This window comes from Roseibium sp. (assembly GCF_965216085.1).
Taxonomy (GTDB): Bacteria; Pseudomonadota; Alphaproteobacteria; order Rhizobiales; family Stappiaceae; genus Roseibium.
Map to the genome: position 1 here is coordinate 5,117,466 of NZ_OZ244138.1, position 23,541 is coordinate 5,141,006.

At 52.5% G+C, this 23,541-nt stretch carries 27 protein-coding genes; 11 read left to right on the top strand and 16 right to left on the bottom strand.

Translation table 11 applies throughout. The features are described from left to right. Positions 1-27: 27 nt before the first annotated feature. The 4 genes from ACOOFE_RS24010 to ACOOFE_RS24025 form a co-directional block, all read right to left on the bottom strand. Positions 28-312, bottom strand: a complete 285-nt coding sequence (locus ACOOFE_RS24010; RefSeq protein ID WP_141183766.1) for a DUF1150 family protein — start codon at positions 310-312, stop codon at positions 28-30. Positions 313-345: 33 nt separating this feature from the next. Beyond that, positions 346-774 carry an Hsp20 family protein gene (locus tag ACOOFE_RS24015; protein WP_141183767.1) on the bottom strand — a complete coding sequence of 143 codons (429 nt, stop codon included), beginning with the start codon at positions 772-774 and terminating at the stop codon, positions 346-348. Between the two features lie 207 nt (positions 775-981). Then, on the bottom strand, positions 982-1,383 hold the full coding sequence (locus ACOOFE_RS24020; protein ID WP_420412376.1) for a YybH family protein: 402 nt from the start codon (positions 1,381-1,383) through the stop codon (positions 982-984). Positions 1,384-1,577: 194 nt separating this feature from the next. Next, positions 1,578-2,396, bottom strand: a complete 819-nt coding sequence (locus ACOOFE_RS24025) for an RNA polymerase sigma factor (RefSeq protein WP_420412377.1) — start codon at positions 2,394-2,396, stop codon at positions 1,578-1,580. A gap of 165 nt (positions 2,397-2,561) precedes the next feature. On the opposite strand from ACOOFE_RS24025, the gene ACOOFE_RS24030 reads away from it, so the two are divergent. The 4 genes from ACOOFE_RS24030 to ACOOFE_RS24045 all read left to right on the top strand — a co-directional run bounded on the left by ACOOFE_RS24030 (position 2,562) and on the right by ACOOFE_RS24045 (position 5,616). After that, on the top strand, positions 2,562-2,921 hold the full coding sequence (locus ACOOFE_RS24030; RefSeq protein WP_420412378.1) for an MmcQ/YjbR family DNA-binding protein: 360 nt from the start codon (positions 2,562-2,564) through the stop codon (positions 2,919-2,921). Next, the gene (locus ACOOFE_RS24035) at positions 2,911-4,095 is read left to right on the top strand and encodes an MFS transporter (RefSeq protein ID WP_420412379.1); all 1,185 of its coding nucleotides are present in this window, start codon (positions 2,911-2,913) and stop codon (positions 4,093-4,095) included. Before ACOOFE_RS24030 ends, ACOOFE_RS24035 begins: the two co-directional genes overlap by 11 nt. Positions 4,096-4,186: 91 nt before the next feature. After that, positions 4,187-4,870: a class I SAM-dependent methyltransferase gene (locus ACOOFE_RS24040; RefSeq protein ID WP_420412380.1), complete on the top strand. Its 684-nt coding sequence runs from the start codon at positions 4,187-4,189 to the stop codon at positions 4,868-4,870. A gap of 107 nt (positions 4,871-4,977) precedes the next feature. After that, positions 4,978-5,616, top strand: a complete 639-nt coding sequence (locus tag ACOOFE_RS24045; RefSeq protein WP_420412381.1) for a glycoside hydrolase family 25 protein — start codon at positions 4,978-4,980, stop codon at positions 5,614-5,616. Between the two features lie 106 nt (positions 5,617-5,722). Here the strand turns inward: ACOOFE_RS24045 and ACOOFE_RS24050 are convergent, their stop codons facing one another. The 3 genes from ACOOFE_RS24050 to ACOOFE_RS24060 all read right to left on the bottom strand — a co-directional run bounded on the left by ACOOFE_RS24050 (position 5,723) and on the right by ACOOFE_RS24060 (position 9,224). Beyond that, a complete protein-coding gene (locus ACOOFE_RS24050) occupies positions 5,723-7,468 on the bottom strand; it encodes a methyl-accepting chemotaxis protein (RefSeq protein WP_420412382.1) in 1,746 nt (581 codons plus the stop codon). A 124-nt stretch (positions 7,469-7,592) separates the two neighbouring features. After that, the gene (locus ACOOFE_RS24055) at positions 7,593-8,591 is read right to left on the bottom strand and encodes a DNA alkylation repair protein (RefSeq protein WP_420412383.1); all 999 of its coding nucleotides are present in this window, start codon (positions 8,589-8,591) and stop codon (positions 7,593-7,595) included. Positions 8,592-8,900: 309 nt separating this feature from the next. Next, complete coding sequence (locus tag ACOOFE_RS24060) at positions 8,901-9,224, bottom strand: hypothetical protein (protein ID WP_141183774.1); 324 nt, start codon at positions 9,222-9,224, stop codon at positions 8,901-8,903. Positions 9,225-9,295: 71 nt separating this feature from the next. Here ACOOFE_RS24060 and ACOOFE_RS24065 point away from each other — a divergent pair, with 71 nt between their 5' ends. Both ACOOFE_RS24065 and ACOOFE_RS24070 read left to right on the top strand, forming a co-directional pair. Beyond that, a complete protein-coding gene (locus tag ACOOFE_RS24065) occupies positions 9,296-10,033 on the top strand; it encodes a helix-turn-helix transcriptional regulator (protein WP_420412384.1) in 738 nt (245 codons plus the stop codon). Positions 10,034-10,455: 422 nt separating this feature from the next. Further along, a complete protein-coding gene (locus ACOOFE_RS24070) occupies positions 10,456-11,217 on the top strand; it encodes a hypothetical protein (protein WP_420412385.1) in 762 nt (253 codons plus the stop codon). A gap of 190 nt (positions 11,218-11,407) precedes the next feature. Here ACOOFE_RS24070 and ACOOFE_RS24075 read toward each other — a convergent pair whose 3' ends face one another. The 6 genes from ACOOFE_RS24075 to ACOOFE_RS24100 form a co-directional block, all read right to left on the bottom strand. Then, positions 11,408-12,484 carry a sn-glycerol-3-phosphate import ATP-binding protein UgpC gene (locus ACOOFE_RS24075; protein ID WP_420412386.1) on the bottom strand — a complete coding sequence of 359 codons (1,077 nt, stop codon included), beginning with the start codon at positions 12,482-12,484 and terminating at the stop codon, positions 11,408-11,410. Positions 12,485-12,492: 8 nt separating this feature from the next. Beyond that, positions 12,493-13,335, bottom strand: coding sequence for a sn-glycerol-3-phosphate ABC transporter permease UgpE (gene ugpE / locus ACOOFE_RS24080; protein ID WP_141183777.1), 843 nt, complete (start codon positions 13,333-13,335; stop codon positions 12,493-12,495). Positions 13,336-13,345: 10 nt separating this feature from the next. Next, the gene (locus tag ACOOFE_RS24085) at positions 13,346-14,227 is read right to left on the bottom strand and encodes an ABC transporter permease subunit (RefSeq protein WP_141183778.1); all 882 of its coding nucleotides are present in this window, start codon (positions 14,225-14,227) and stop codon (positions 13,346-13,348) included. 95 nt (positions 14,228-14,322) lie between these two features. Continuing rightward, complete coding sequence (locus ACOOFE_RS24090) at positions 14,323-15,633, bottom strand: extracellular solute-binding protein (protein ID WP_420412387.1); 1,311 nt, start codon at positions 15,631-15,633, stop codon at positions 14,323-14,325. Further along, complete coding sequence (locus tag ACOOFE_RS24095) at positions 15,620-15,748, bottom strand: hypothetical protein (protein ID WP_256370142.1); 129 nt, start codon at positions 15,746-15,748, stop codon at positions 15,620-15,622. The genes ACOOFE_RS24090 and ACOOFE_RS24095 overlap by 14 nt, the downstream gene beginning before the upstream one ends. A gap of 388 nt (positions 15,749-16,136) precedes the next feature. Continuing rightward, positions 16,137-16,613: a YqaA family protein gene (locus ACOOFE_RS24100; protein WP_420412388.1), complete on the bottom strand. Its 477-nt coding sequence runs from the start codon at positions 16,611-16,613 to the stop codon at positions 16,137-16,139. A gap of 96 nt (positions 16,614-16,709) precedes the next feature. Between ACOOFE_RS24100 and ACOOFE_RS24105 the strand changes: the two genes are divergently transcribed. The 4 genes from ACOOFE_RS24105 to ACOOFE_RS24120 all read left to right on the top strand — a co-directional run bounded on the left by ACOOFE_RS24105 (position 16,710) and on the right by ACOOFE_RS24120 (position 20,414). Beyond that, positions 16,710-17,675 carry an RICIN domain-containing protein gene (locus ACOOFE_RS24105; protein WP_420412389.1) on the top strand — a complete coding sequence of 322 codons (966 nt, stop codon included), beginning with the start codon at positions 16,710-16,712 and terminating at the stop codon, positions 17,673-17,675. Between the two features lie 578 nt (positions 17,676-18,253). Continuing rightward, on the top strand, positions 18,254-18,682 hold the full coding sequence (locus ACOOFE_RS24110; RefSeq protein ID WP_420412390.1) for a hypothetical protein: 429 nt from the start codon (positions 18,254-18,256) through the stop codon (positions 18,680-18,682). Next, positions 18,679-20,091, top strand: coding sequence for a relaxase/mobilization nuclease domain-containing protein (locus tag ACOOFE_RS24115; RefSeq protein WP_420412391.1), 1,413 nt, complete (start codon positions 18,679-18,681; stop codon positions 20,089-20,091). Before ACOOFE_RS24110 ends, ACOOFE_RS24115 begins: the two co-directional genes overlap by 4 nt. Positions 20,092-20,234: 143 nt before the next feature. Beyond that, entirely contained in the window at positions 20,235-20,414 is a 180-nt protein-coding gene (locus ACOOFE_RS24120) for a hypothetical protein (protein ID WP_420412392.1), read from the top strand. Positions 20,415-20,487: 73 nt separating this feature from the next. On the opposite strand, the gene ACOOFE_RS24125 is transcribed toward ACOOFE_RS24120, so the two are convergent. Both ACOOFE_RS24125 and ACOOFE_RS24130 read right to left on the bottom strand, forming a co-directional pair. Continuing rightward, positions 20,488-20,691, bottom strand: coding sequence for a hypothetical protein (locus ACOOFE_RS24125; protein ID WP_420412393.1), 204 nt, complete (start codon positions 20,689-20,691; stop codon positions 20,488-20,490). Positions 20,692-20,729: 38 nt separating this feature from the next. Further along, the gene (locus tag ACOOFE_RS24130; RefSeq protein WP_420412394.1) at positions 20,730-21,236 is read right to left on the bottom strand and encodes an antirestriction protein ArdA; all 507 of its coding nucleotides are present in this window, start codon (positions 21,234-21,236) and stop codon (positions 20,730-20,732) included. A 459-nt stretch (positions 21,237-21,695) separates the two neighbouring features. On the opposite strand from ACOOFE_RS24130, the gene ACOOFE_RS24135 reads away from it, so the two are divergent. Continuing rightward, on the top strand, positions 21,696-22,355 hold the full coding sequence (locus ACOOFE_RS24135; protein ID WP_420412395.1) for a hypothetical protein: 660 nt from the start codon (positions 21,696-21,698) through the stop codon (positions 22,353-22,355). On the opposite strand, the gene ACOOFE_RS24140 is transcribed toward ACOOFE_RS24135, so the two are convergent. Beyond that, the gene (locus tag ACOOFE_RS24140) at positions 22,352-23,506 is read right to left on the bottom strand and encodes a hypothetical protein (RefSeq protein ID WP_420412396.1); all 1,155 of its coding nucleotides are present in this window, start codon (positions 23,504-23,506) and stop codon (positions 22,352-22,354) included. The two genes, ACOOFE_RS24135 and ACOOFE_RS24140, sit on opposite strands and share 4 nt — an antisense overlap. Positions 23,507-23,541: the final 35 nt, after the last annotated feature.

Genomic DNA, 23,541 nt, shown 5'->3' on the forward strand with positions numbered 1-23,541 from the left:
GATCAGGACGTGACGTCCACAGATCCCTCAGTTCAGAGAGACCATCTCCAATTCTTGTTCAAATGCATTGGCCACGGCGGCAGCCCGGCTGTCAGCAAGAAGGATCGGTGTGCCATCGGCATTCAGGAGAGCATAAAGGGTCATGTCGTCCTGAAGCGGTGGAACATCTGGAAACATTTCCCGAAGCTCCCAAGCCTTCACCGGTTTGATGTAGGCAACATCTCCAGTGCCGAGTTCACTCAGTTCATCGACTGTCATGACTTCGGCAAGCTCATTGGCGTTTGCCCAGACGGGCGAATTCGTGTTGTGCATCAGTGATTCTCCATTTTGTTTTTGCAGCGAAGGTCATTCACCGCTGGAGATTTCTATTTTTCGAATGACACGTTCCGGTTCGGGACGTGCCAGGTCGATGGACAACAGCCCATCCTTCAAATCCGCACCGAGGATTTCGATCCCCTCGGCGAGGACAAATGCCCGCTGAAATTGGCGGGCAGCAATTCCGCGGTGGAGATACTGGCGGCTCTTGTCGTCCACCTGCCGGCCCCGGATTACGAGCTGGCTTTCTTCCACCGACACATCAAGCTGGTCCCTGGTAAACCCAGCCACAGCCAATGTGATCCGGATAACATCGCCCTGACTGTCGGTTTTCGGCAACCGTTCAATGTTATAGGGCGGGTAGCCATCGTTGGCTGCCTTGGAAACTCGATCGAGCACTCGCTCGATATCATCAAACCCGAGCATAAACGGGCTGGAAAACGCTGACATGCGCGACATCCTCAAAGTCCTTGTCGAAGCGACCTTGCTTCCAGGCCCTTTTTTAAGGCACCCGGACAGGAGCTGCGTGCTCCCGTTCTTATTAAATATGGAGACTTGTTAAAATTGATTCAAGGACGCCCGAAAATTCTTGGATTTTTGCGGCGTTTTCCAACGATAGTCCACAGAATGGCCGCACTGTGAACAATTCGTGCGGCCAACCGGTGATTATTGAGCAGTCTCAGCAAGAAGACGGTTACCATATGGATTGTCGATCACCATTTTCCAGGTCCCATCGGACTGCCTCCTCAAAACCGCGACCGACAGACCGTCAGCCGACATATCTGTCCCATCCGCGCCCTTGGCGGTCATGCGCCACGGCGCAATATGGACGGCCAAATCCCCCTCAACAATGACGTCGTGACCCTGATATGTGAACTCCGGCGCCATCTCAGAAAACTGCTGAAAGGCCTGACGGGCGATGGCTGCATCGGAAACCGGGCTGCCCGGTTCAAACGCAATTGATTGGCTTGCTTCATACGTTTTCATGACCGCATCAATATCCCCGGCTTGAAAAGAACTCGTCATATGCTTGATCACACTGAGAACAGTTTGCTGGTCTTTGGTCATTGTTTGAGCCTCTGCTGATTGAGCGGGAATTGAGATATTTGAAATGAGAACGGCGGCCACGACAGATCCGGCGCGCCAGAATTTTGGAATTCTCACAAGTTCACTCCTGTGGTTTCGGCAGACACAGCGGCGCCAGTCCCGCTTGCTGCCAAGCTGGTTAAATGAGAAAAATGTCTGGCGGTTCTGAAGCCGGTCTAAATGTTCGGCGACAGGATTTCGGTCAGCTGATGCCGAATATCGTCAGGACAGCGGTAATCCGGCACGGCGCTGAACAACTCATAACTCTTCAGCGCATCCACCACGGAACCTATCCTGCGTTTGACAGCCTGAAAGCTGTCTGCACCCTCGCCCGAGTTTGGATAATCGTTCAGCTTAATGCGTCCACTCGCCATAGCTGCCGGCAAACGGCGGGGACACGAACACGGCGCTGATTGATTCACCAAGCCGCAGTTTTGGGCCGTAAACTCATGGACCGCGCTTCTTGCCCGCGAGAGGCGTTTTCGGAATGCAGCCGGTGTGATTTCCAGAATGGTTGCTGCTTCTGAGTGATCCAGTTCGAAAACATCACCGAGCACGTAAGCTAAACGCAGATCCAGTGTCAGACACAACAACATGGCCATGGTGCAGGAGGTTCGCAGTTCGTTCAGCAACAGATCCTGATCCGGCGCTTTTGGTGGATCGGCCACAAGCCCGTTTTCCAGGTCCGCTGCAAACATCTCAAAAGTCAATCCAGGGTCGCGGGCTCGCAGTTTTCTGGCATTGATCAAATATCGTACGGCGATTTGGTATACCCAGGTGGAAAAGGCGCTTTCGCCGCGAAAGGTAGAAAGTTTCGTCAAGACGAGAATCAGGATTTCCTGGGTTGCTTCGCGGACATCTTCCACGTCGACCAAGATGCGCCGCGCCAGCGCATGAACCTGATCCTGAACCCCTGCAAGCACGCTTTCCAGCGCTTGCCGGTCTCCGCCTTGCGCCGCGTCCACTGTCTCTTGCGCAATCCTAATGGCTGCCATGTGCCGGTCTCCCTTAATGGTCACTATAAGGTTAGAGGGCCCGGCTGCCGAATGTGTGACCGCAAATGAGAACTTTTTTCTTGCATCCCCATTTGCGCAGCTTCACGGTGTGGCTTAACTGTTGATGCGCTTATCCTTTTTCAAATCCAAAGACCAATCAAGACTATGACCCGGGACGAATTCGACGCCTATTGTAAAAGCCTGCCGGCCACGACCAATGTCGTTCAATGGGGCAATGCGTCCGTCTGGAAGGTTGGCGGCAAGATCTTTGCCATCTGCTCCGGTTGGGGGGAAGGCTCACACGAGAAATTCAGCTTCAAGTGCTCCGACTTGTCCTATTCCCTTTTGATCCAACAGGACGGTGTCATTCCGGCTCCCTATTTGGCTCGGGCCAAATGGGTTCAACGGGAAGCCGATACCAGCATGTCGGACGATGACCTGAAAGCCTATATCGAAGCCGCACATAAAATCATCGCTGCCAAATTGACCAAAAAACTTCGGAAAGATCTCGGCCTTGCAGATTGATGCCGCCGCCAAATGGCGCTCACTTGGGTTTTTGATGATTGCCGAGATCGCAGGCATGAGCCTGTGGTTCATGTCGGCAGCGATCTTGCCGGATCTGACGCGGGAAATTCAGATTTCAGAGTTTCGTCAAGCTGCGCTGTCGAGCGCCGTGCAAATCGGATTTGTTGCAGGCGCACTCGCCTCGGCCTTGCTTGGATTGGCAGACCGGATCGATCCACGCCGGCTGTTCGCGTTTAGCGCCATTTCCGCTGCACTCTTTAATGCGAGCCTTTTGGTTGTCGAACCGGGAGGAGCTTTCTCCATTTTTGCCCGCTTCGCCACCGGCGCACTACTGGCCGGGGTTTATCCGGTTGGCATGAAAATCGTTGTTGGCTGGGGCCAGAAAGATCGCGGGTTTCTGGTTGGAACACTTGTCGGCGCGCTGACGTTTGGCTCCGCAGCCCCCCATCTGTTGGCGCTGTTGGGCGGAACCGATTGGCGCTGGAGCCTCACCGTCGCGTCTCTTGCTTCAGGGCTCGGCGGGCTCCTGTGCCTGGCAACGAAGTTGGGTCCGTTCCACGGCACAGCCCCCAAGATGGACATCACCGCCATCTTCACCGCCTGGACAAACAAGAAAATCCGCTACGCCTACGTCGGCTATCTTGGGCATATGTGGGAACTCTATGCCATGTGGGCCTGGATCGGGGTTGCTTTGACCGTTTCGTTTACCGCTCATATGCCGGACTCCGATGCCATTCCATTAGCCCGTATTATAGCGTTTCTCGCGATTGCAGCTGGAGGTGTCGCCTGCATCGGTGCCGGACTTCTGGCTGACCGGATCGGCAAGGCCAACATCGCAATTCTGGCGATGGTGATCAGTGGAACTGCCGCGCTCTTGAGTGCGCTGACTTTTGGCGGGCCGGTTTGGCTGACGGTGCTCTGCGTTCTGGTCTGGGGGGCGGCGATCTTGCCGGATTCCGCGCAGTTTTCTGCCCTGGTCGCCGATTATGCGTCCCCAGAACAAGCGGGCAGCCTGATGACCTTTCAGACCGCCCTCGGATTTGCGCTCACCTTCCTGACGGTACAGGTCACGCCCATGCTTGCCGGTCTGATCGGCTGGCCGGGTGTCTTTGTTCTGATGGCCATTGGACCAGCTGCCGGTATCGCCGGCATGCTGCGTTTGAAACAACTTTAGTTTGACACATTCCAGACTCGGTTTACGTCCATAACTCCGCACGCAAAAGCTTCAAGTCAAAAAAACCACCACCAAATGGCAGGAGTGCTTCATGTCACAAATTGCTGAAGAGCATTTTGGCGAAAGGGAAGCGGAGTCGTACGACCGCAAACGCTCCAAACTGAGCGTGATGAAAGACGCGATCTATTTTGTCATGAACGCCGCGCAAGACGTACTGCCAGCCAGTTCTAATATTCTATGCGTTGGCGCTGGCACCGGAACAGAAATCATCAAAATGGCGGCGGCACATCCAAATTGGCGATTTGAAGTTGTTGAACCAGCTTCCGCGATGATGTCACAATGCAAACAGAATATTGATAAGGCAGGTTTTTCTGAGCGCTGTACCTTTCACGAAGGTTACGTTTCCTCTCTACCGGAAGACGCTGTTTTTGATGGTGCGACCAGCATTCTTGTGTCTCATTTCCTGATGGACCGCCAGGAGCGCACCCAATTCTTCCGGGACATTTATCTGCGCCTTGTGCCCGGCGGCCATCTTTTCTCAGTGGACATTGTATCGGATATGTCCGCTCCCGGTTTTGAAACACTTTCTGAGATGTGGTTTTCAGAAACGAAAAAAGCGGGACTGCCCTCCGACCCGGCAGCATTCGGCCGAGATGTTTCGGTACTTCCTGCAGAAGCTGTCAGCGAGCTATTGTCGGAGGCCGGTTTTGACAGACCAACCGTGGTTCTCCAGCTACTTCTGCTGCACGCCTTTGTCTCTCACAAACCGAGTTAACCCGTACCCGGCTGCGACAAGCTTACCGCTGAACCATAACGCCAAATTGTCACGCCCGAACATCCTACGCGTCTTTTTGTTGGCAACACCAAATCAAGGTGAGATCGATGACGGCAATGGGTGACAAGGGGATCGACGTTTCCCACTATCAGGGTGTCGTCAACTGGAACAAGGTTGCAGCGGACGGAACCGCGTTTGCGATGATTAAGGCAAGCGAGGGCGAAAGTTACACCGACCCCATGTTCACAGCGAATTGGGCGGGCTGCAAAAACAACGGCATCTCTTGCGGCGCCTATCATTACTTCCTGCCAACAGATTGTTTTCTCAAACAGTCTGACTTACTCATCAAGCAGTTACAGGCCGTTAGCTTCGATCCTGAAACAGATCTGCCGCCAGCGATCGACTGCGAAGACATGGAACGTGCCTCTGCCTCGGTCTACGTTTATGCGCTCAAAGAACTGCTGGAAACTCTGCAGCGGCAAATCAAGTGCACACCGATGATCTATGTGTCCCCGGCCTTCTGGCAGGGTCTCGGCAATCCCGACTTCACCGAGTATCCTCTTTGGATTGCCAACTACACCTCCGCAAGCGAACCGGAAATTCCCGACCCTTGGAAAGGCTATGCCATCTGGCAGTTTTCAGAAGGTGGCCAGGTCGATGGCATCACAGGCGACGTTGATCTTGACCGGAACAATCCGAGTGTTGACGCCCAAAGCGTCCAAGAGCCGAAACTGAACTGGTTTTAAGAACCGCTTCCCAAGCTAAGAAAAGAGTCTGTGCGGACCACATTGCCGAATGGTAATCGCCAGTCTGTCCGGCATCCCGGCTTCCTGTTCTGATCGTTCGACCGGGTCAAGCTTGCCGAACTTGTTGAATGAAGACTTCCACTTCTTCATTCAGTTGCTCGGCTTGTCCAGCAAGGATCGAGGCAGATGCCATCAAGTTGCCCGATATTTCTCCAACTTGCTGATTGGCATCGGTTACGGAGGCGATGTTTTCGTTCACTTTGCGCGTGCCGTCAGCGGCAGAATGCACACTGCTTGCAATTTCACGCGTCGCGTCTCCTTGTTCAGCCATTACACTGGATATCGCGCTTGAGATTTCATTCACGGTTCTGATCACTTGGCTCAGGTTTTCCAAAGACCCCGATGCCTCTTTCGTGGCCAATTGAATGTCCTCAATCTGCTGAACAATTTCCTCTGCAGCTCGCGTGGTTTGGCCGGCAAGTTCCTTGACCTCACTCGCCACGACAGCAAAGCCTCGACCAGCCTCACCAGCTCGAGCCGATTCGATCGTCGCGTTCAGAGCCAGGAGGTTGGTCTGTTCCGCAATCCCAGAAATCATACCGATGACTTCGCCAATCTTATTCGCGGTATCGGCCAGGACCCCCATTTGCGAGTTTGAGTTCTCCACTTCAGCCACAGCTTTTTCGGACGCCTCTGTCGCATTTGCAACCTGCTGCGTAATTTCATCGATTGTTTTCGACATCTCCTCCGTTGCCGCGGCGACAGTCTGCACATTGTTCAGCGCGTCATCAGAAGCTTCTGAAACGAAAGCCGCTTTTTGAGAGGATTGTTCTGACATTGCCGACATGGAGCGGGCAGTTTCATCTTGCTCCTGAGACGACGACACAAAGGATCTCACGACATCGCGAACCTTACCGGTAAAGGCGCTGATCACTTCGTCCATTTTGCGGCGCTCGGTTTCCTGTTGCGCGTGTTTCGCATCCTTCTCTGCTTCCAGGTCTTTGGCTTGCTGCAAACCATCTCTGAACACGGTCAAGGCACTCGCCATTTGTCCGATCTCGTCAGAGCGCCCGCTTCCGGGGATGTCGGCGGTCAAATCCCCGTCGGCCATTTTCTTCATGCTTTGGGTGATATCGGAGATCGGCAGAGACATTTTTCTGGCGCTGAACAACACGACAGCCAGGATCAAACCACCACCGACTACAAGCCCAACAATGATGCTCATTGTGACCGATTGCGCTTCAGCGAGAGCTTCACCGATATCCGTATCAACCTCTAAGATTCCCCGGACATCGCCGAGTTTCCAATCATTCTTCGGCGTGTCAGGGTGGGCATTGTGGCACCCAACACATCCTTTGGCGCTCATTGTGTCAGCGATTGCAACCCGCATAACCGTTGCGCCATTGCGGACCTCTTCCCGGGCGAATGTCGAATCTGGATTTTTGACCAGATAATCCCAGGCTTCTTTTTGAAATTCGTCGAGCTTCCGGCTCTTCCTATTTGGAAACGGATAGGCGCTGTAAAGAGCAATACTAGTGCTGTTGTTTTCAAGCAGCTTGCTCAGATCGTGAATCATGGTCGCCGGAAGTGGAATTGTATCATCCGAAGCCTTGTGATTGATCGATGGCTTTAAGGCTCCGCTGGCTTTGGCTTTCCGGATGATATTGCTGGTATAATATCCGCGGATTGTCTTGAACTGGTTGGCGGCCTGCACGCCGTTCCGCGTTGCACTTTGGCGCGCATTTTCGATGACAGCGCTTGGTATCAACCACCAAGCAATTGCCAATCCAGCAAGAACGATTATTGGAATAGGGATTACCAGCTTCCAAACCAATGAATTTGACGTTGACATCTCATAGCCCCCTGGGCGAAAATTTCCTCAACGTCATTATTTAAGATAAATCTGAAATTTATTATAACGAACTACTTAGTTACTAAACTCATTAGCAATTATATCAATTAAAACTATTTACAATTTACTTCACCACCATCTGCAATTCAAACTCGCAATACCCAAAATCTTGTCCGTTAATGCGCAGACTGATCGCTTGGGTGCCACCGTAATAGACCCGAGTGGTGATGGGCTTGATGGCATGGGCTCTCTCAAGAGTGAGCGACTCACCAGCCTTAAGGTTCGTTTTTGTCCATTTGAACACTTTAGGAGCAAGAGTGCCGTTGGCCTTTTTGAAATGCACCACATAGTCGATCACCAAGTCCTGTGGTTTCTTGCTCGTTGACTTAAGATCAACCGAGAAAGAAACAGTCTCCCCGTATTGGACATTGCGATTGTCTATGGTTGGACCATCCAACTCAATTTCCGGCGCCCCCAAACCAAACGCATCCAACGTCGCCCTATGCCCCTGTTTGATCAGCGACCGGCAGGCGTGACGCACAAGTTTTTGGCGGTTTTTATCACCGTTTTCGAGCCATCTGGCTGCAATGTCGGCAACAAGATCCGGGTGATCTTTGGCAATGTCATTCAAATGATTGGCAACAGACCGGCGAACATACTCTTCCGGATCATCTTTCAGAGCCTCCAGTAATGGAAGCGCCGGTGCCGGGTCTTCGACGAGACGCTGCAACCGCATGCCCCAAGGAAGACGGGGACGGGTGCCTTCCGACACCAAACGGCGCACATGGACATTTGGATCAGAAGTCCAAGGTGCCATGATGTTAAGCGCTCGCTCCTGATCAGCTGCAAGAAACGGCCGGACGTCAAACTCGGCCGTCGCGCGTTTTGTCATGTCCTTGAGGAGGTCAAATGATTTTTCAAAATCGTCCATACCACAATCTGACACAATCATCGAAAGCGGCATCACACCCCATCCGCAGATGCCTTTGTCATCACTCGACCAATCAAACGATTCTCCGGTGTCGGGATGGAGAACGGCGCGCAGAATTGCGAAACGGGCATCTAAGTCCTCAGGCAAATGGCGAGCGGTCACATCGGCAATCAGGCGTGCTCTTTGCTTCAATTCAAGCGGCTCCAATTCCGCGAGAATTTCAGCTTCATAAGCTTCTTTCGAGAAATCCGTAATCTGCCGGTTTAGATGAAAAGCAAAACACCGGACCAGCTCAGGGGAAAATTTGTTTTTAAACGGTTCCAATACCAACACCTTACTTTCAACAATAACTTGTCAGAATTGCCAGAGAATATGCAAACTTGGCAATGGCTTACGGCAAGCATCCTGACACCATTTGTCAGGAGATTTCAGATATCCGGGGCACGGCCCTACCTCTTATTCGAGGCAGGGCCAGATGTGAGGATTGAGTTGACCGGCAAGTTAACGCTTGTAAGTCGCAAGTGACTGATACAGCGGCATTTCTGCCTCCATATCAACACCGGTCAGATCCATAAGCGAGAAAAACTCCAGACAATCTGGAGAGGTCCGTTCTGCCTCCATGACAGCCTGTGCGTCTTCCGCACTTTTGAACTGGACAATATCGAGGTATTCACCTTCGGACTTACGAATGAGCTCACGGCGCAAGACACCTGGCTGATGGCTGACAAAGTTCTTCTCAAACAAATCTGAAGCCTTGAGCAAGTCTTCTTCGGTTTTCCCAGGTGCCAGTTTAATCGGCGCTAGAACAGTGATCGGCGCAGACATTTTTTTCTCCATGTATTGAGTGATGCTGGCACCATATGGATAAATACGCCATTTTGTGTCCTATTTAACAAATGACCAAAACATCGACCATTGAACGCATGAAGCGGCTGGATTGGATAAGTGCGCGGCTCAAGGCCGACGACGCCTTGACCGTATCAAGTCTGTCCGAAGAACTCGGTATCAGCAGCCGGACATTATCCCGGGATATTCAGCTTCTTCGCGACCAGGGCCTTCCTATTGAAGCCGACCGGGGCCGTGGCGGCGGAATCAGACTGCATCGAACCTGGGGCGTGGGACGAGTCAAGTTCAGCTATTCAGAAGCGATCGACCTGCTGGTGAGCCTGGCGATTGCTGAACAAATGAAATCTCCGTTTTTTATGGCCGAACTCGCCCCCATTCGGCGCAAGCTACTTGCCTCCTTATCGCCTCGCTTAAAGAACGAAATTTCCGATCTGAAATCGAGAATACTGATAGGCGAAACCGCATCCCACTTTGTCTTGTCCGGGTTTAACCCGCCACGGCAGCCGGTGATTGATACGCTGCACCAAGCGTTCGTTTCACGGCAAACTCTGGAGATTTCTTATGAAGCGATATCTGGTGACAGAACAGCGCGGGAGATAGAACCCCACTACCTGCTGCTGCATAGCCCGGTTTGGTACGTGCTCGCGTTCGATCGACTGCGGGACGATATTCGCACTTTTCGGTGTGACCGCATCGCGAACGCAAACATCACCGACGACACATTCAAGTTGCTTGCCAATGAGCGTTTCGATCAAGCGCTTCAGGACCTTGATATTATCGCGCCGTGAAAAGGTTATTCTGGTTTTTAGGGTTGGACATGCTGAACAGAAGCTACTGTGTTTTAAATCCAATTCACTCGGCTCATAAACTGGCCGTCCAAGCCAGTTTTCGTTGAAGTGTAGCGGCTTTGTTTTTTTGCTAGTGACCCTGACAACCGTCTTCAGCAGAGTTTCCTGATTTGACGCAGGCGTTCACACAAGCACGGACATACAGATTGCACCCATAATTTTGAGTTAGGTATATTTATCAATAAATCTGTAGATACAACGACCTCTTGAAACAAATATATTTCGAGCAATTGCTTATTTACACAATAACAACCTCCACGCCCCTTTAATATATTTAGAACTACGGTAGCTACATTCGAAATTGCGCTACAGTCCGTTTCATAAACCGAGATTTAGGGACAGGCTTCGCCTTACGAGAAGATATGCGATCACATGCCCCCAGTTTGGGCTTTAAGGCCCTCCAGTATTTCTTCATGGCGCTTCAGTGCCTCGGACTGGTGTTGCTGATCTCTGGAACCTCAGCGGCCGAGCCCATAAAAATCTACACCACGGAACTGGATGGGCACCACCAGCCGGACCTGCGTGGCAAATACGATCAGATTGTTTTGTCAGCGGCCTCCGGCAAGAAGCTCAATGTCGATTTCCAGTTTCTACCTCCCGCGCGTGCGATCCTTCAGTTCTCGCGCTGCGAAGACTGTTGCGTTAGCCCCTGCAACAGCGCCCCTGATATTACGCACTGCCCTGGAGCGACTTTATCTGATGTCTGGGATCGAGTGGAGCTGCATGCTTTTAATGTCACCCCAGGGGAACTCGATGTGTCGATTGAAAACTTCAAGAACCTCCGGGTGGGGGCCATCCAGGGCATGCCTTTGGGAGCACAGGTTGAAAAGAACCTGACAGAAATCCGACGCCTTGAGACCCCACGCGCCGCTGCCAATATGCTCAATCTTGGCAGACTCGATGTGTTTCTGGGCTGGATTCCGGAAACCCTTGTCTATTTTAGGGCCAACAACATTCCGGTGCCGAAGTACAACGCAAAGGCCCCCGTCAAGAGTGTGCCGATCGGCATTGCCTGCAAGGGACCAAAGTCCTTGCAGCTGATTGACGCCGTCAATGCATATTTGCGGCAGGCTCCAATCACATCGGACGTAAAACCTACCGCCAAACCAAATTCTGACGGTTGAATGATTTGGTCAATATGTTCGTGATCATAAGGGCTTAAATCAGGTTGGGCGGATCGCGGCCAACCCGGCCTAGTGGCTTTCTTTCTAAAGCTATTTTGGAACAAAAAAACCACCCCGGCTCGCCGGGGTGGTTGAAGCGAAACAGGCAGCCCCTCGTTACTGCCACCTGCCTCGAAAGTTCAAATCAGCATCAGTCGATGCGTTTGCCCGTATCAGCATCAAAGAAATGCACATCTTGCGGCAGCGCTTTGAGGTACATTTTTTCGCCCGGCTCATGATGAGCATGACTGGAAACCCGGATGACAATCTCAGGGCCGCCTTCTTCAAAGCTGGCATAGACATAGCTTTCCGCACCAACTGGCTCGAGGACGGTGACGGTCACCTCGAGCGCTAGCCCGTCACCGGAGGCTGGGCTATCGACCACTTCCAGGTGCTCCGGGCGGATCCCAACTTTATATGCATCCTTGCCTTTGGTGTTGGCCCCAGACAGGCCTTTGCCCTTGGCAAGGGCCAAACCGTCCCCAGTCGACTTCAGATCCAGAAGGTTCATTGCCGGTGACCCGATGAAACTAGCCACAAACGTGGACGCCGGCTTGTCATAAACATCGATCGGCGCGCCAATCTGTTCGATGCTGCCGCCGTTCAAAACCACCAGGCGATCTGCCAGGGTCATGGCTTCCAGCTGATCGTGGGTCACATAAACGCTGGTGGTGCCAAGTGACTGCTGCAGACGCTTGATTTCAACGCGCATCTGAACCCGAAGCTTGGCATCCAGATTGGATAGCGGTTCATCGAACAGGAAGGCCGCAGGCTCTCGGACAATCGCCCGGCCCATGGCCACGCGCTGGCGCTGACCGCCGGAAAGTGCCCGTGGTTTGCGGTCGAGATATTCACCGATCTCCAGAATGCGGGCCGCTTCCTTCACCCGGCGGTCGATCTCGGCCTTGTCCATGCCCCGGTTTTTCAGGCCATAGGCAAGGTTGTTGTAAACCGACATATGCGGGTAAAGCGCGTAGTTCTGGAACACCATCGCGATATCACGGTCTGCCGGGTCGACCTTGTTGACCAGCCGGTCGCCAATTTTGATTTCCCCAGTGGTGATATCTTCAAGGCCCGCAATCATGCGCAGCAAAGTGGATTTGCCGCAGCCGGACGGACCAACCAGGACAATGAACTCCCCTTCGTCAATATCGATGGAAACGCCCTTAACTGCTTCCACCGCACCGCCGTATACCTTGCGGACAGTGTCGAGAGTAATTGTTGACATTTAAAACCTCACTTATCGCTCTCGACGAGCCCTTTGACGAACCAGCTTTGGAAGACCACAACGATCAGGACCGGCGGTACGATGGCCAGAATGGCGAGCGCCATAGCCTCATTCAGTGCCGGGATCTGCGCCCCCACCCAGACCTGCATGATCTGCTTGATCCCGCGGACCAAGGTAAACAGGGATTCTTCGGTGGTGATCAGGGTCGGCCAGAGATACTGGTTCCAGCCATAGACGAACATGATGATGAAGATAGCCGCGATCATGGTTTGCGACAGCGGCACGAGGATATCTTTGAAGAATTTCCAGGGGCCGGCTCCATCGATCCGCGCAGCTTCCAGAAGTTCATCTGGAACTGACATGAAGAACTGGCGGAAGAAGAAAGTTCCTGTTGCAGATGCAATCAGGGGAACGATCAGGCCGGAATAGGTGTTCACCATCCCGAGCGACTGGACGATCTCATATGACGGCAGGATGCGGACTTCCAGCGGCAGCAACAGCGTTGCAAAGATCACCCAGAAACACAGGGTTGCCATGGGAAAACGGAAGTAAACGATCGCATAAGCCGCCAGCATAGAGATGATGATCTTGCCGATCGCAAATCCGAACCCGAGGATCATCGAGTTCTTCAGCATGACAAAGCCATCAACTTCCTTGGTGAAGCCACCAGCCCGGAAGAGCACAGTTTCATAGTTTTCCAGGAACTTGCTGCCCGGAACAAACTGGATGCCTTCTTTATAGATCGTAATGGCATCATGCGTGCTGGTCAGGAAGGCCAACGCGACCGGTGTGACCATGAAGAACACACCCAAGAGCAAGACAACGTGGTCCAGAATTTGAAGTTTTCTCATCTCACGCTCCTTATGTGTAATGCACGCGCCGCTCGATCAGCCGGAACTGAACAACGGTTAGGATGAACACCAGAGCCATCAAGATGACCGACTGTGCAGACGACCCACCAAGGTCATTGCCACGGAACCCATCAAGGAAGACCTTGTAGACGAGTGTCACCGGGTTGTTGCCCGGCTCCTGCTTCACAAGAACATCGACGATACCGAACGTGTCGAAGAACGCGTAAGTGATGTTGATGATCAGCAAGAAAAAGCCTGTCGGGGCCAGGAGCGGGAACGTCACAGTCCAGAACCGGCGGAAACCTGAGCGGCAGTCAATGCTGGCCGCTTCCTGGACCGATTTGGAAATTCCCTGAAGGCCAGACAGAAAGAAGATGAAGTTGACCGGGATTTGCTTCCAGACCGCCGTGGTGGTCATGGCAAAGGCCGTGTCGAAGTAACTCACGCCGATCTGCAGGTTCCAGCCGAACAAGGCAAAGAAATCAACGATCGGGCCAACGTGCTGATCGAACAGCATAACGCCGATCAGGCCGGCAACCGGAGGTGCGACCGCATAAACCCACATAAGCAGTGTTTTATAGGACGACGATCCGCGCAAAACCTTGTCCGCCTTGACCGCCAAAAGAAGGGCAATGCCAAGGGACAGGAAGGTCACGAAGAAGGTAAAGACAGCCGTGAAGCGGGCGACGCGGCCATAGTCTGTGGAGGTCACTGTGTCGACGAAGTTGTCCATCCCGACAAATGTCGAACCGAACCCGAACGGGTCCTCGAGATAGAAAGACGACTGAACGGCTTCAGCTGCCGGCCACAAGAAGAAGATCGTCACGATGGCAAGCTGCGGCAAAAGCAGCATGTAGGGCACCCACCGGGACTGGAATTGAACTTTTTTCATCACGTCACCGCAACGGGGAAAGCGGGCCACAAACGGACCCGCCTTCTAGTCAAAGATATGGAAGCGCACCATGGCGCTCCCAAATGGTCAACTTATTAGTTGCCGGTGGTCTTGGAGAACCGCTCCAGAAGCTTGTTGCCATCGGCTTCGATGGTTTTGAAAGCGTCTTCAACAGAGGTCTCGCCGGACAGGATCTTACCGTATTCGCGGTTCATGATGTCGCGGATCTGGACGTAGAAGCCCATGCGGTAACCCTTGGTCCACTCGCCGCCCGGCAGCGTCAGCTGCTTGATGCCGATTTCGGCAGCCGGAGCGCGGTCATAGTGGCCGTCTTTCTTAGCCAGCTCATAAGCAGCATTTGTGATCGGCACATAACCGGTCTCTTTGTGCCACATGTACTGGACTTCCGGAGAGGTCAGGTACTCAAAGAAAGAAGCAACACACTTGTTTTCGCCATCCGGCTTACCAGCCATGGAGAACAGAGCCGCACCGCCGATGAAGGTGCCCGTGCCGGCGCCGTCAACAGCATCCCAGTAAGGTAGGTATGTTGCAGAGAATGGGAACTCAACGGTCTTGGAGATGCCACCGAAGGAACCCGAAGAACCGAGCCACATGGCGACCTTGCCTTCGTTGAACGGGGTCTGGTTGTCGCCCCAGCCGGTGCCATAATAACCGAACAGGCCATCGTCCAGCCAGCCTTTGACGGCGGTGAAGTGGTTCTTGATCGGCTCACCGAAAATCAGTTTGGTGTCCTTCGCACCGTCGTAACCGTTGTTGTTGGTTGCGAACTGCTGGTTATGACGGGACTTGAAGTTCTCTGTGAAGATCCACGGCAGGTGAGACTGAGCGAGTGGCACATAACCAGCTTCTTTCAGCTTCGGCGCGATGGTCTGGAATTCTTCCCAGGTCTTCGGAGCATCAACACCTGCTTTTTTCAGCGCGTCTTCATTGTAGTAGAGAATCGGCGTGGACGAGTTGAACGGCATGCCGATCATCTTGCCTTCGCTGTCCGCATAGAAGTTACGAACACCTTCGATGTAATCATTGATGTCGAAAGCGACGCCAGCGTTTTCAAGAATTTCTTGTGCTGGGATCGTTGCGCCTTTTGCGCCGATGATTGTTGCGGCACCCGCATCAAACACCTGCAGGATGTTCGGCTGTTCGCCAGCGCGGAAAGCTGCGATACCAGCGGTCAATGTTTCTTCATAGGTGCCTTTGTAGACCGGCGTGATCTGACAAGCATCTTGAGATTCATTGTAACCGTTTGCGATGTCGACAACGACTTCACCAAGACGGCCACCCATTGCGTGCCACCAGGAAATGTCGGTCGCCGCGTAGGACGCGGAAGATGTACCCAAAAGGGCCGCTGCAGCTACAAAGCTGGCGACGGTCTTACGGTAAGCCATAGTGTTTGCTCCCATCTAGAAGGGCGGTTGCCCCGATCAGCAGTTGGTTCATCATGACGCTGACGGCTTCTTCAACGCCTGAAACGATAACGCCTGCGTTTCGTATTGTTTTCATATGAACGTTATATGACGCTCATATGAACATTAAACGACGCCTTTCCCGCGGCTGCAAGAGAGAAGTTTTCAAAAATGACTTTTGTTTAGCTAACTGAGTATCTGGTTGCATTTTTTCAGATCTCTACTTTTAGGAATACGAACTCAGTAACCAGATACACTTGTCTTTGCCGTAGCGTAGAAAACTGAGCAATTCAGTCTTGAAAATAAGGAGTTACCAGACCCGTGCAGCGCGGCAGCTAAAGCCAGAAAACCAAAAAGTCGGCCGCAAACAGTCTGCCAATCCACAAGACCATCACCAAACCTCGAAGCACAAAAGTATCTTCTGCGCTCCAGCTTACAAAAACTGCGAAGACATCTGCCACCGGCCTGGCATCACAATGACATGATCACACCATTTGTAGCGCCAGAAGCGCCACCACGATATATCGGACTGTCTTTGCCAGCCCGACCAGCATCAAGAACCGCCACCACGGTTCTTTAAAGACACCGGCCACAAGCGTTACCGGATCGCCGATCAGCGGCATCCAGCTTGCCAGCAAACTCCAGTAACCGTAACGCTCGTACCAGCCCTGAGCCGTTTGATACCATTTGGAAACCTGCCCTGAATTGCCGGCCGGACGGGCAAAGCGGATGGCGCCCAGCCCAATAGCCCAGTTCACCACTGAACCAAGCGTATTCCCGAGGCTGGCAACAGCGATCAGTACGAAGATGTCTTGCGGGTTGGCAGCCACCAGATAAGCAAGGCCCAATTCCGATTGGGCCGGCAGCAACGTCGCAGCAAGAAAGGCGGCAGTGAACAAAGCGATCATGGCGCGCTGCGATATCACAAGGCGCTGGCCGCTGTCATTCTGAAACAGCCGCATTTAAGAGACCCTGGCCCGCTTCATCAACACCTGCAATGCGTTGGACAGGGTGCCGGAATTGGCGTTTACTCGGATGTCATTGATGAAGAGGCCATCATGAAACGCTTTCTGCTCCCGTTCTTCTGCTTGACTGTTTGCATTTCTGGTATGGGCACCGCCAATGCTGCTCAGCAGCTTATCTCCGCAGCCAACGGCAGTTGTCTAGCCAATCCTAAAGGCAGCATGGAACCAGCGACACGTCTTGTTGTTGTGCCATGTAATGGGAATCCCAATCAGCTTTGGGAGTTTTATCCCGATGGCCGGATCGTGAATGCCAAGTCCGGCCTCTGCCTGAGCGTTCCTGCAAAGAAGTTGAAGCAGAGGGCAGGTGTTTATCAGGCAGATTGCAACAACAAAAAACACCGGCTGTGGCAACCAGAGTATGTTGGCGATGCCGTCGTCAAAGTGCGCTCAGGAGGTGGTTTATGCCTGGACATCCAGAACAAAGGCAAAAAAGCTCGGTCCAAAGCCGTCCAAGCCACATGCGCCGAGAGCGCCAGCCAAGTCTGGCAGGTCGCCAACGCACCGGCATCGAAGGCGGCTGCCTCGGCACCTTCGGCAGCATTTGATCCCGAAGACCCTGTCAGAGAAATCATCTCCATAGCCGCAAGCAATTTTTCCGTTCCGTTCCCAGGCGTAATGCTCGATTATTTTGCCGAAGGGCGGTTGGAACGTATCTACAGCAAGGACCTGATCGGTTTTTATAAGCGGGCCATCAAAACCGAGGCGGCTCAGCAAATGGGCGGACGCGCGCCTGATTTTGATATTTTCACGGGCACCCAAGATGCCTGCCCTTTGGAAAACATCTCACTCAAAACGGAAAAGCCGTTTGAGTCGTCCTGGGATATCTCCGTCACCTATCAATATCAGGCGTGTTGGGGGAACCCCGTCTTGTCCAAGACCGACTTCATTATCATTGAAGAAGGCGGACAGCCGGTGATTGACGACATTTTCACATATGATGAAGCGGAAGCCGTCAGCTCACTCAAGGTCGCACTGGATCAGTATGTGCTTGGGCGGTGATCTAGTTTCGATAATGACAAACACAGCACTGTATCAATATTAATAATCAATCATCGACAAAAAGTACGCCATTGCCAGAAACGGGATTGCAGCTTCACCAATTCTTTTTAGTTCAAATGAGGCCTTTTTCTCTGTCTTAACAACCAGATAGGTTGAGTAAAAAATCAAAACATAAAAGCCAAAAAACAATATCCATTCAGCAACTTCAGTAACCATATACCCAGAAAAACTCACTTCAAAATAGGCATAAAAGCAAAAAATAATTATAGAAACCAAATATAGAGAATAATTACTCCCAAATATCAAAAAGTTTCCCAAAAATGACACTATTACATTCAAGGCAAAACCCAAAAATATAATAACCCATTTTTTTATTCTGAAGCCAGTCACTGCAAATATTACCGCAAAAAAAGAATACAAGATTTTTGAGGCTTAACGGAAATAGCCAGATTCAATATGATATCGAAGGAAGAAAATGGTGGACCTAAGGGGAGAAGAATTGAACCGCTTCTTCCAGGTTTTGGAAGAATGGGAATCCCATCTCGCACAACATGATCTTAATGATCTGAGGTGCGGTGATGAGAAGTATAGATAACGATTACAATAAGATATCCAAAAACAAGAAGACAAAGAAGGACCCACCGTTCTCCCTGCGGCTGACGTTTGAAGAGCGCGCAAGGCTTGAAGAGCTGGCAGGCGATGAACCACTCGGTTCATATATCAAGCGAAAAGTGTTCGACGGAAAAGGTACGGGAACGAAAAGGGCGCGTTCACGCACTAGAAGGCCTATCAAAGACGAGAAAAAGCTGGCCTACGTCCTCGGTATGCTTGGTCAGTCCCGTCTTGCAAACAATCTCAATCAGCTCGCAAAAGCCTCTCACATGGGCACTCTACCCGTGTTGCCTGACACCGAACGGGATATCCGCCGTGCCTGCGCGGATATTGCGTTCATGCGGCGCGAATTGATGCGCGCTCTCGGTTATAGAACAGATACGGAGCCGTCATGATTTTAAAGGGCTCCCAGCGCGGTGGCGCAAAACAGCTTGGTCTTCATCTTCTCAAAACCCAGGAAAATGAACATGTCGAAGTTCACGACATCCGAGGCTTCATGTCTGAAGACATCGTCGGCGCGCTTCGTGAAGCCGAGGCGATTTCCAAAGGCACCAAATGTCGTCAGTACCTGTTCTCTGTGTCATTGAACCCACCTGAAAGTGAAACGGTACGGATTGAGACCTTTGAAAAGGCACTTGAGGCGATAGAAGAAATGCACGGGCTCGTTGACCAGCCACGAGTAATCGTCTTCCATGAAAAAGAAGGACGGCGGCATTGTCACGCAGTCTGGAGTCGGGTTGATGCCGAAACCATGACGGCAAAGCCTCTTCCCTTTTTCAAAAACAAGCTACAGGAAGTCTCAAAACAGCTCTATCTCGAGAACGGCTGGCAAATGCCACGCGGCTTGGTTGACAAGCAGAACCGTGATCCTCGGAATTTTACCCTCGCTGAATGGCAACAGGCAAAAAGGGTCGGGCGGCATGCTGGCGAGATAAAAGGGTTGATCCAGGAAGCCTGGGCAATCTCCGACACGCGCCAGACCTTCTCGCACGCGCTGGAGGAGCGGGGTTTTTACCTTGCCCGTGGCAATCGTCGCGGTCACGTCGCCGTAACCTTCGAAGGTGAAGTGATTGCGATTCCCCGTGCCGTCGGCAAGAAAACAAAAGACGTCAAAGAGCGTCTCGGCAAATCTGAGGAATTGTGTAGCGTTGAGGAAACCCGACAACGGATCGCCCAAGAAATCCTGCCACGCGTGAAATCACACCTTGATGAGGCTCGGGGCAAAGCCAGGGTGGAAACTGGCGCTCTGAATGCTCGGCGTTCTTTGATGCTCAATAAGCACGTTGAAGAACGGGCAAGGCTTGATGCGGGTCAGAAACAACGGTTCGAGGATGAGGCACGCCAACGAGCGGATCGCTTGCGCAAAGGCGTTTTAGGACTGTGGGACAAACTGACGGGCAAACACGCCAAGATCCAAAAGCAAAATGAAATAGAAACTATGTGGGCACTCCAACGCGATCGGGAACAACGGCACGCGATCCTTGCGTCCCAGATGCAGGAGAGGCGAGACTTGCAAGCCGAAATCAAGGTCACTCGCAGCAAGCATGCACAGGCTCTGCTCGATCTTCATTCTGACACTGCCAATTACCGTTTGATGAAACGCGGTGAAGAGCCAAGGCCGAAAGCAAAATCCTCCTTCGATCGTTTGGACGACTTGCGCGAAAAAGCCAAGCAGCCAAAGACTCGGCAGACAGCAATCAGACACTCCGAATTTGAACGACAACCCAGATCTCCAGGTGAGCGGCTTAAACGAGCGCGTGAGCGCAAGCAGCGGCAAGATCGCGGACCTGAGCTTGAACCATAGCGCCAATCTGGATTGCTTTTTCCTCTCTCCAGTTTTCAGTAATTCCCTCCAAACCATCAGGCCTTCTCTGAGCTGACGATGATGTGGACGCGGGCCGAAAGGCCCTGAACGGTTCGGGGTCTCCTTGAAAACAGGAGGAAACGATGAAACTCATCACCCGTTTTGAAGCTGCGTCTCGCAGCACACGCGAACTTCATGCATTGCATAGCGAGGCTGTTGTCGCCTTTGCGCATGCAGCACGCGGATCGGAAGCTCGCCGCAATGCTTTGAGCTCGCTTCACAATATCGAAGCTGAATTAGCCATGCGCCCGCACGGGTTTTAAGTTCGTAAAGCGGCCGATTTTTCAGTCGGCCGTTTTTCTTGGGCATGCAGGACTGATCTTGAAAACGCTCGGATTATTCCTCATCGCGATACTCGCGCAACTCGGCTGCGCAGATGCGGTTAGAACCGCATTTGTTGCAGGTATAATGGTCTCGTTGATAGTCGTAATCGAACATCTCAAGGTGACCGCGCGGGTCATCAATCCCTGTTTCTTCCCACATGCCGCATTTCATACATTCAACGGATAGGGCTTCGTAAATTCTCACATAATCGACCATGTCTTTTCCTTTCTTGTTGTTGGTTGGTCAGGTCGCAATCACGCGCAATGAAAAATGAAATGCACACCCGCTATGGTGGCTTCGGAATAATCGACCGACAGATCGCGGGCGATAGCGTCATAATCGATGTAAAATTGCAGGCTTTCGGGGATGTCGCCGTAAAGCCCTTCCTCAACAAATTGCTCTGCCAGCTCCCGCATGGATGATAGCTCATAAAGCGTTAGATCGATGCTGCTCGGATCATCTGCAACTTGTTCATGGGAATACCCGCACTCGCCGACTGCGATAATGTAGCGGTGTTTCTCGTCTTCATCCCAATCTTCAACGGCGTCGAAATAGGCTCTGAAATTCGCTTGATTGATGCCCCAGGCTCGCGCCAATGCGCAGTCAATGTCTTCCCCGTCGATGAATTGGATTTCGTATTCCTCGACGATCTGACCGCAATCATTTTCGTTGTATTTTGCTTTCGCCTCATAGTCCTCGGCACTCTCAAAACAAAAGTCGCAGGCTGAGATATCGTAGGGTTGTGCATGAAGAAGGATCATAGCTGCCTCACTGGTTAGGGTTGGAGCAGCGCGAGAAACCTTTCACCCCGCGCTTGAACCCTTGCCCAGCGGCGAGCGTCCGAATTGAACTAAGAAGAAAAGCCGCCGATCCGTATGCGGGCGGCGACACATAAAAGGACGGGAGTACCGTCAACAAAGCGCCCCAAAGTCCTGTCGCTTGCGACGCCAAAGGCGGTTCCGACAACACGGGAGATGCGGCTCAGCCGTATCGAAGGGAGCGGGCAGTCGGGATCAGGGCTATTGGATCAGGCGGGATGAGACGGTTTAAGCTGAAAACAGGGTTCCAAGAGCGTGTGCAACACGCCCAACAAAGACGGTGCAAAACACCGACCTACCCAAAATCGCGCAAGGGATGAAAGCCGACAGGCCGAGACACCAGGCTCGGTTCACGACAGCCCGGTCCTGTAAGGGATGCGCCATAACAGTTGAATGCAATGAATGAATCCTGATCTACTGAAACTCGGTTTACGAAAGGAAGAAGCACTCAAGATGCCAAACAGCTCCAACGAAAAACCAACAGTCGGTATTTTGGCTTATGGTTCATTGATTTCCGATCCGCGCGCTGAGATTGAGAAACACCGCACCGACACTATCAGAGATGTGATAACGCCTTTCCATATTGAGTTCGCGCGCCAAAGCAGAGGGCGCGGCGGAGCACCGACGCTGGTCCCCGTTACAAACGGCGGCGTTCACGTCACAGGCCAGGTATTCGTGATGGATTTGCCCGAAGCAGAAGCAGCCGACGTGCTCTACCGCAGAGAAATCGATGATGTCGGAGGGCACAAAACCTACAAGCGCCCGGCGACGGTCACAAAAAACAGTGTGCTTGTTGAACGCTTAACTAATTTCGCCGGACTGAACGTTGTTCTCTACACAAAGATAGCGGCCACCATTGAGCCTCTCACGACGGAGAAGCTGGCTGAGCTAGCCATCGCGAGCGTGTCCAAAGCCGATCCCACACGCGATGGCATTAGTTACCTGATGGCAGCAAAAGAGAACGGCATTGTGACATCCCTCTCACCAGCTTACGTAGCGGAAATTCTCCGAAAGATCGGATGCGAGACACTTGAAAAAGCGCTCGCCGAGCTCAAAGACTAGTCGCCATCGCGCCCGCGATAAACAACACCATGCTTAGTATAGGCATCCAACAACAGTTGCACATACTCTCGCGAACTGCCGGTGACATGCCCCAGCGCCGGCCAGGCGAACGGAAAGGTCATGCAGGTTACTGCCAGTTCCAGTTCCACGCCAAGCTTGTCTGCGACTGCAATAGCCTCCTCGGGCTCCTTATCTTCAGGCCATAGGTCTTCATCCAGGGTTATCCAGGCGTCGTTCTCGTCATCGACGTTTATCTCTGCCAACAGCGCACCAAACCTTTCTCCGGGATTAGTCGCATCTTCGAGCAACGCTGTTCGTAACAGCAAAGAAATGCTTTCCTCATCCAGCTTTAGCGTTGGCCGAGAATCTACGACTTCGACCTTGGGCTCCGGCCGCTGCTTTACAGCCGAACAATCAACGAGGTGCGGTTCTTCACTACTGCCTTCCAGCCACCACGGTGAAGCGAAGATGTCTGTCGGCGAAGCGCCGCATCCCGGACAGTGCCAAAGATTGCCGGCAACTTGGGCCCCGGTGATTTCGCCATCACAATGAAGGCAAAACCAAACCTTAGATCGATCGCCTGTCAGGGGGTGCTCCACGGTTCCTTCAGCATCGGGCATGGTTGATCGTCTTGGCCAATCAGATGCGATGCCGGCCCGAACTTTTGCGACCTCTTCATCTGCAATCGCCAGCGCAGCGTCTATGAACTCGCGGCCATTGGCCGGATTATCTTTGCTGTGCGTTGCCTCGATTTCGACAATGGGCTGCGAAAGATCAGCTTCTCCCATCAGAATGCTCCATCCGGTGCCTTCCAACCGAATGTCGCCTAGTGACTCAAAGACATGGTATTCGTGATCTCCGATCTTGCCATGCCTGATCGGCTCATCGGCGGGACGAGTCATCATTTTTTCAATGAACATTTCCTCCTGATCTAGGCTTGGATGAGACCGCCGGACAAAGGCCTTAGCGGTAGCAAGGTCGTCGTTACTAGGTGTCCAACCGTTTTTGGCCTTGGTCGCCAAAGACGTCCAGCTCGGGAATTCCAATTGGGCAGCAACGGCGTTGAGCGCTTCGTATTTGGGGAGTCGGCAGGCGTGCGCGTAACGCTTTGCCAGCAGTTTAAGTTGTTTGATTTGAGTATCTTTTGTCATGATCCACTCCGAAATGGGATCCGACTAGGTGCCCG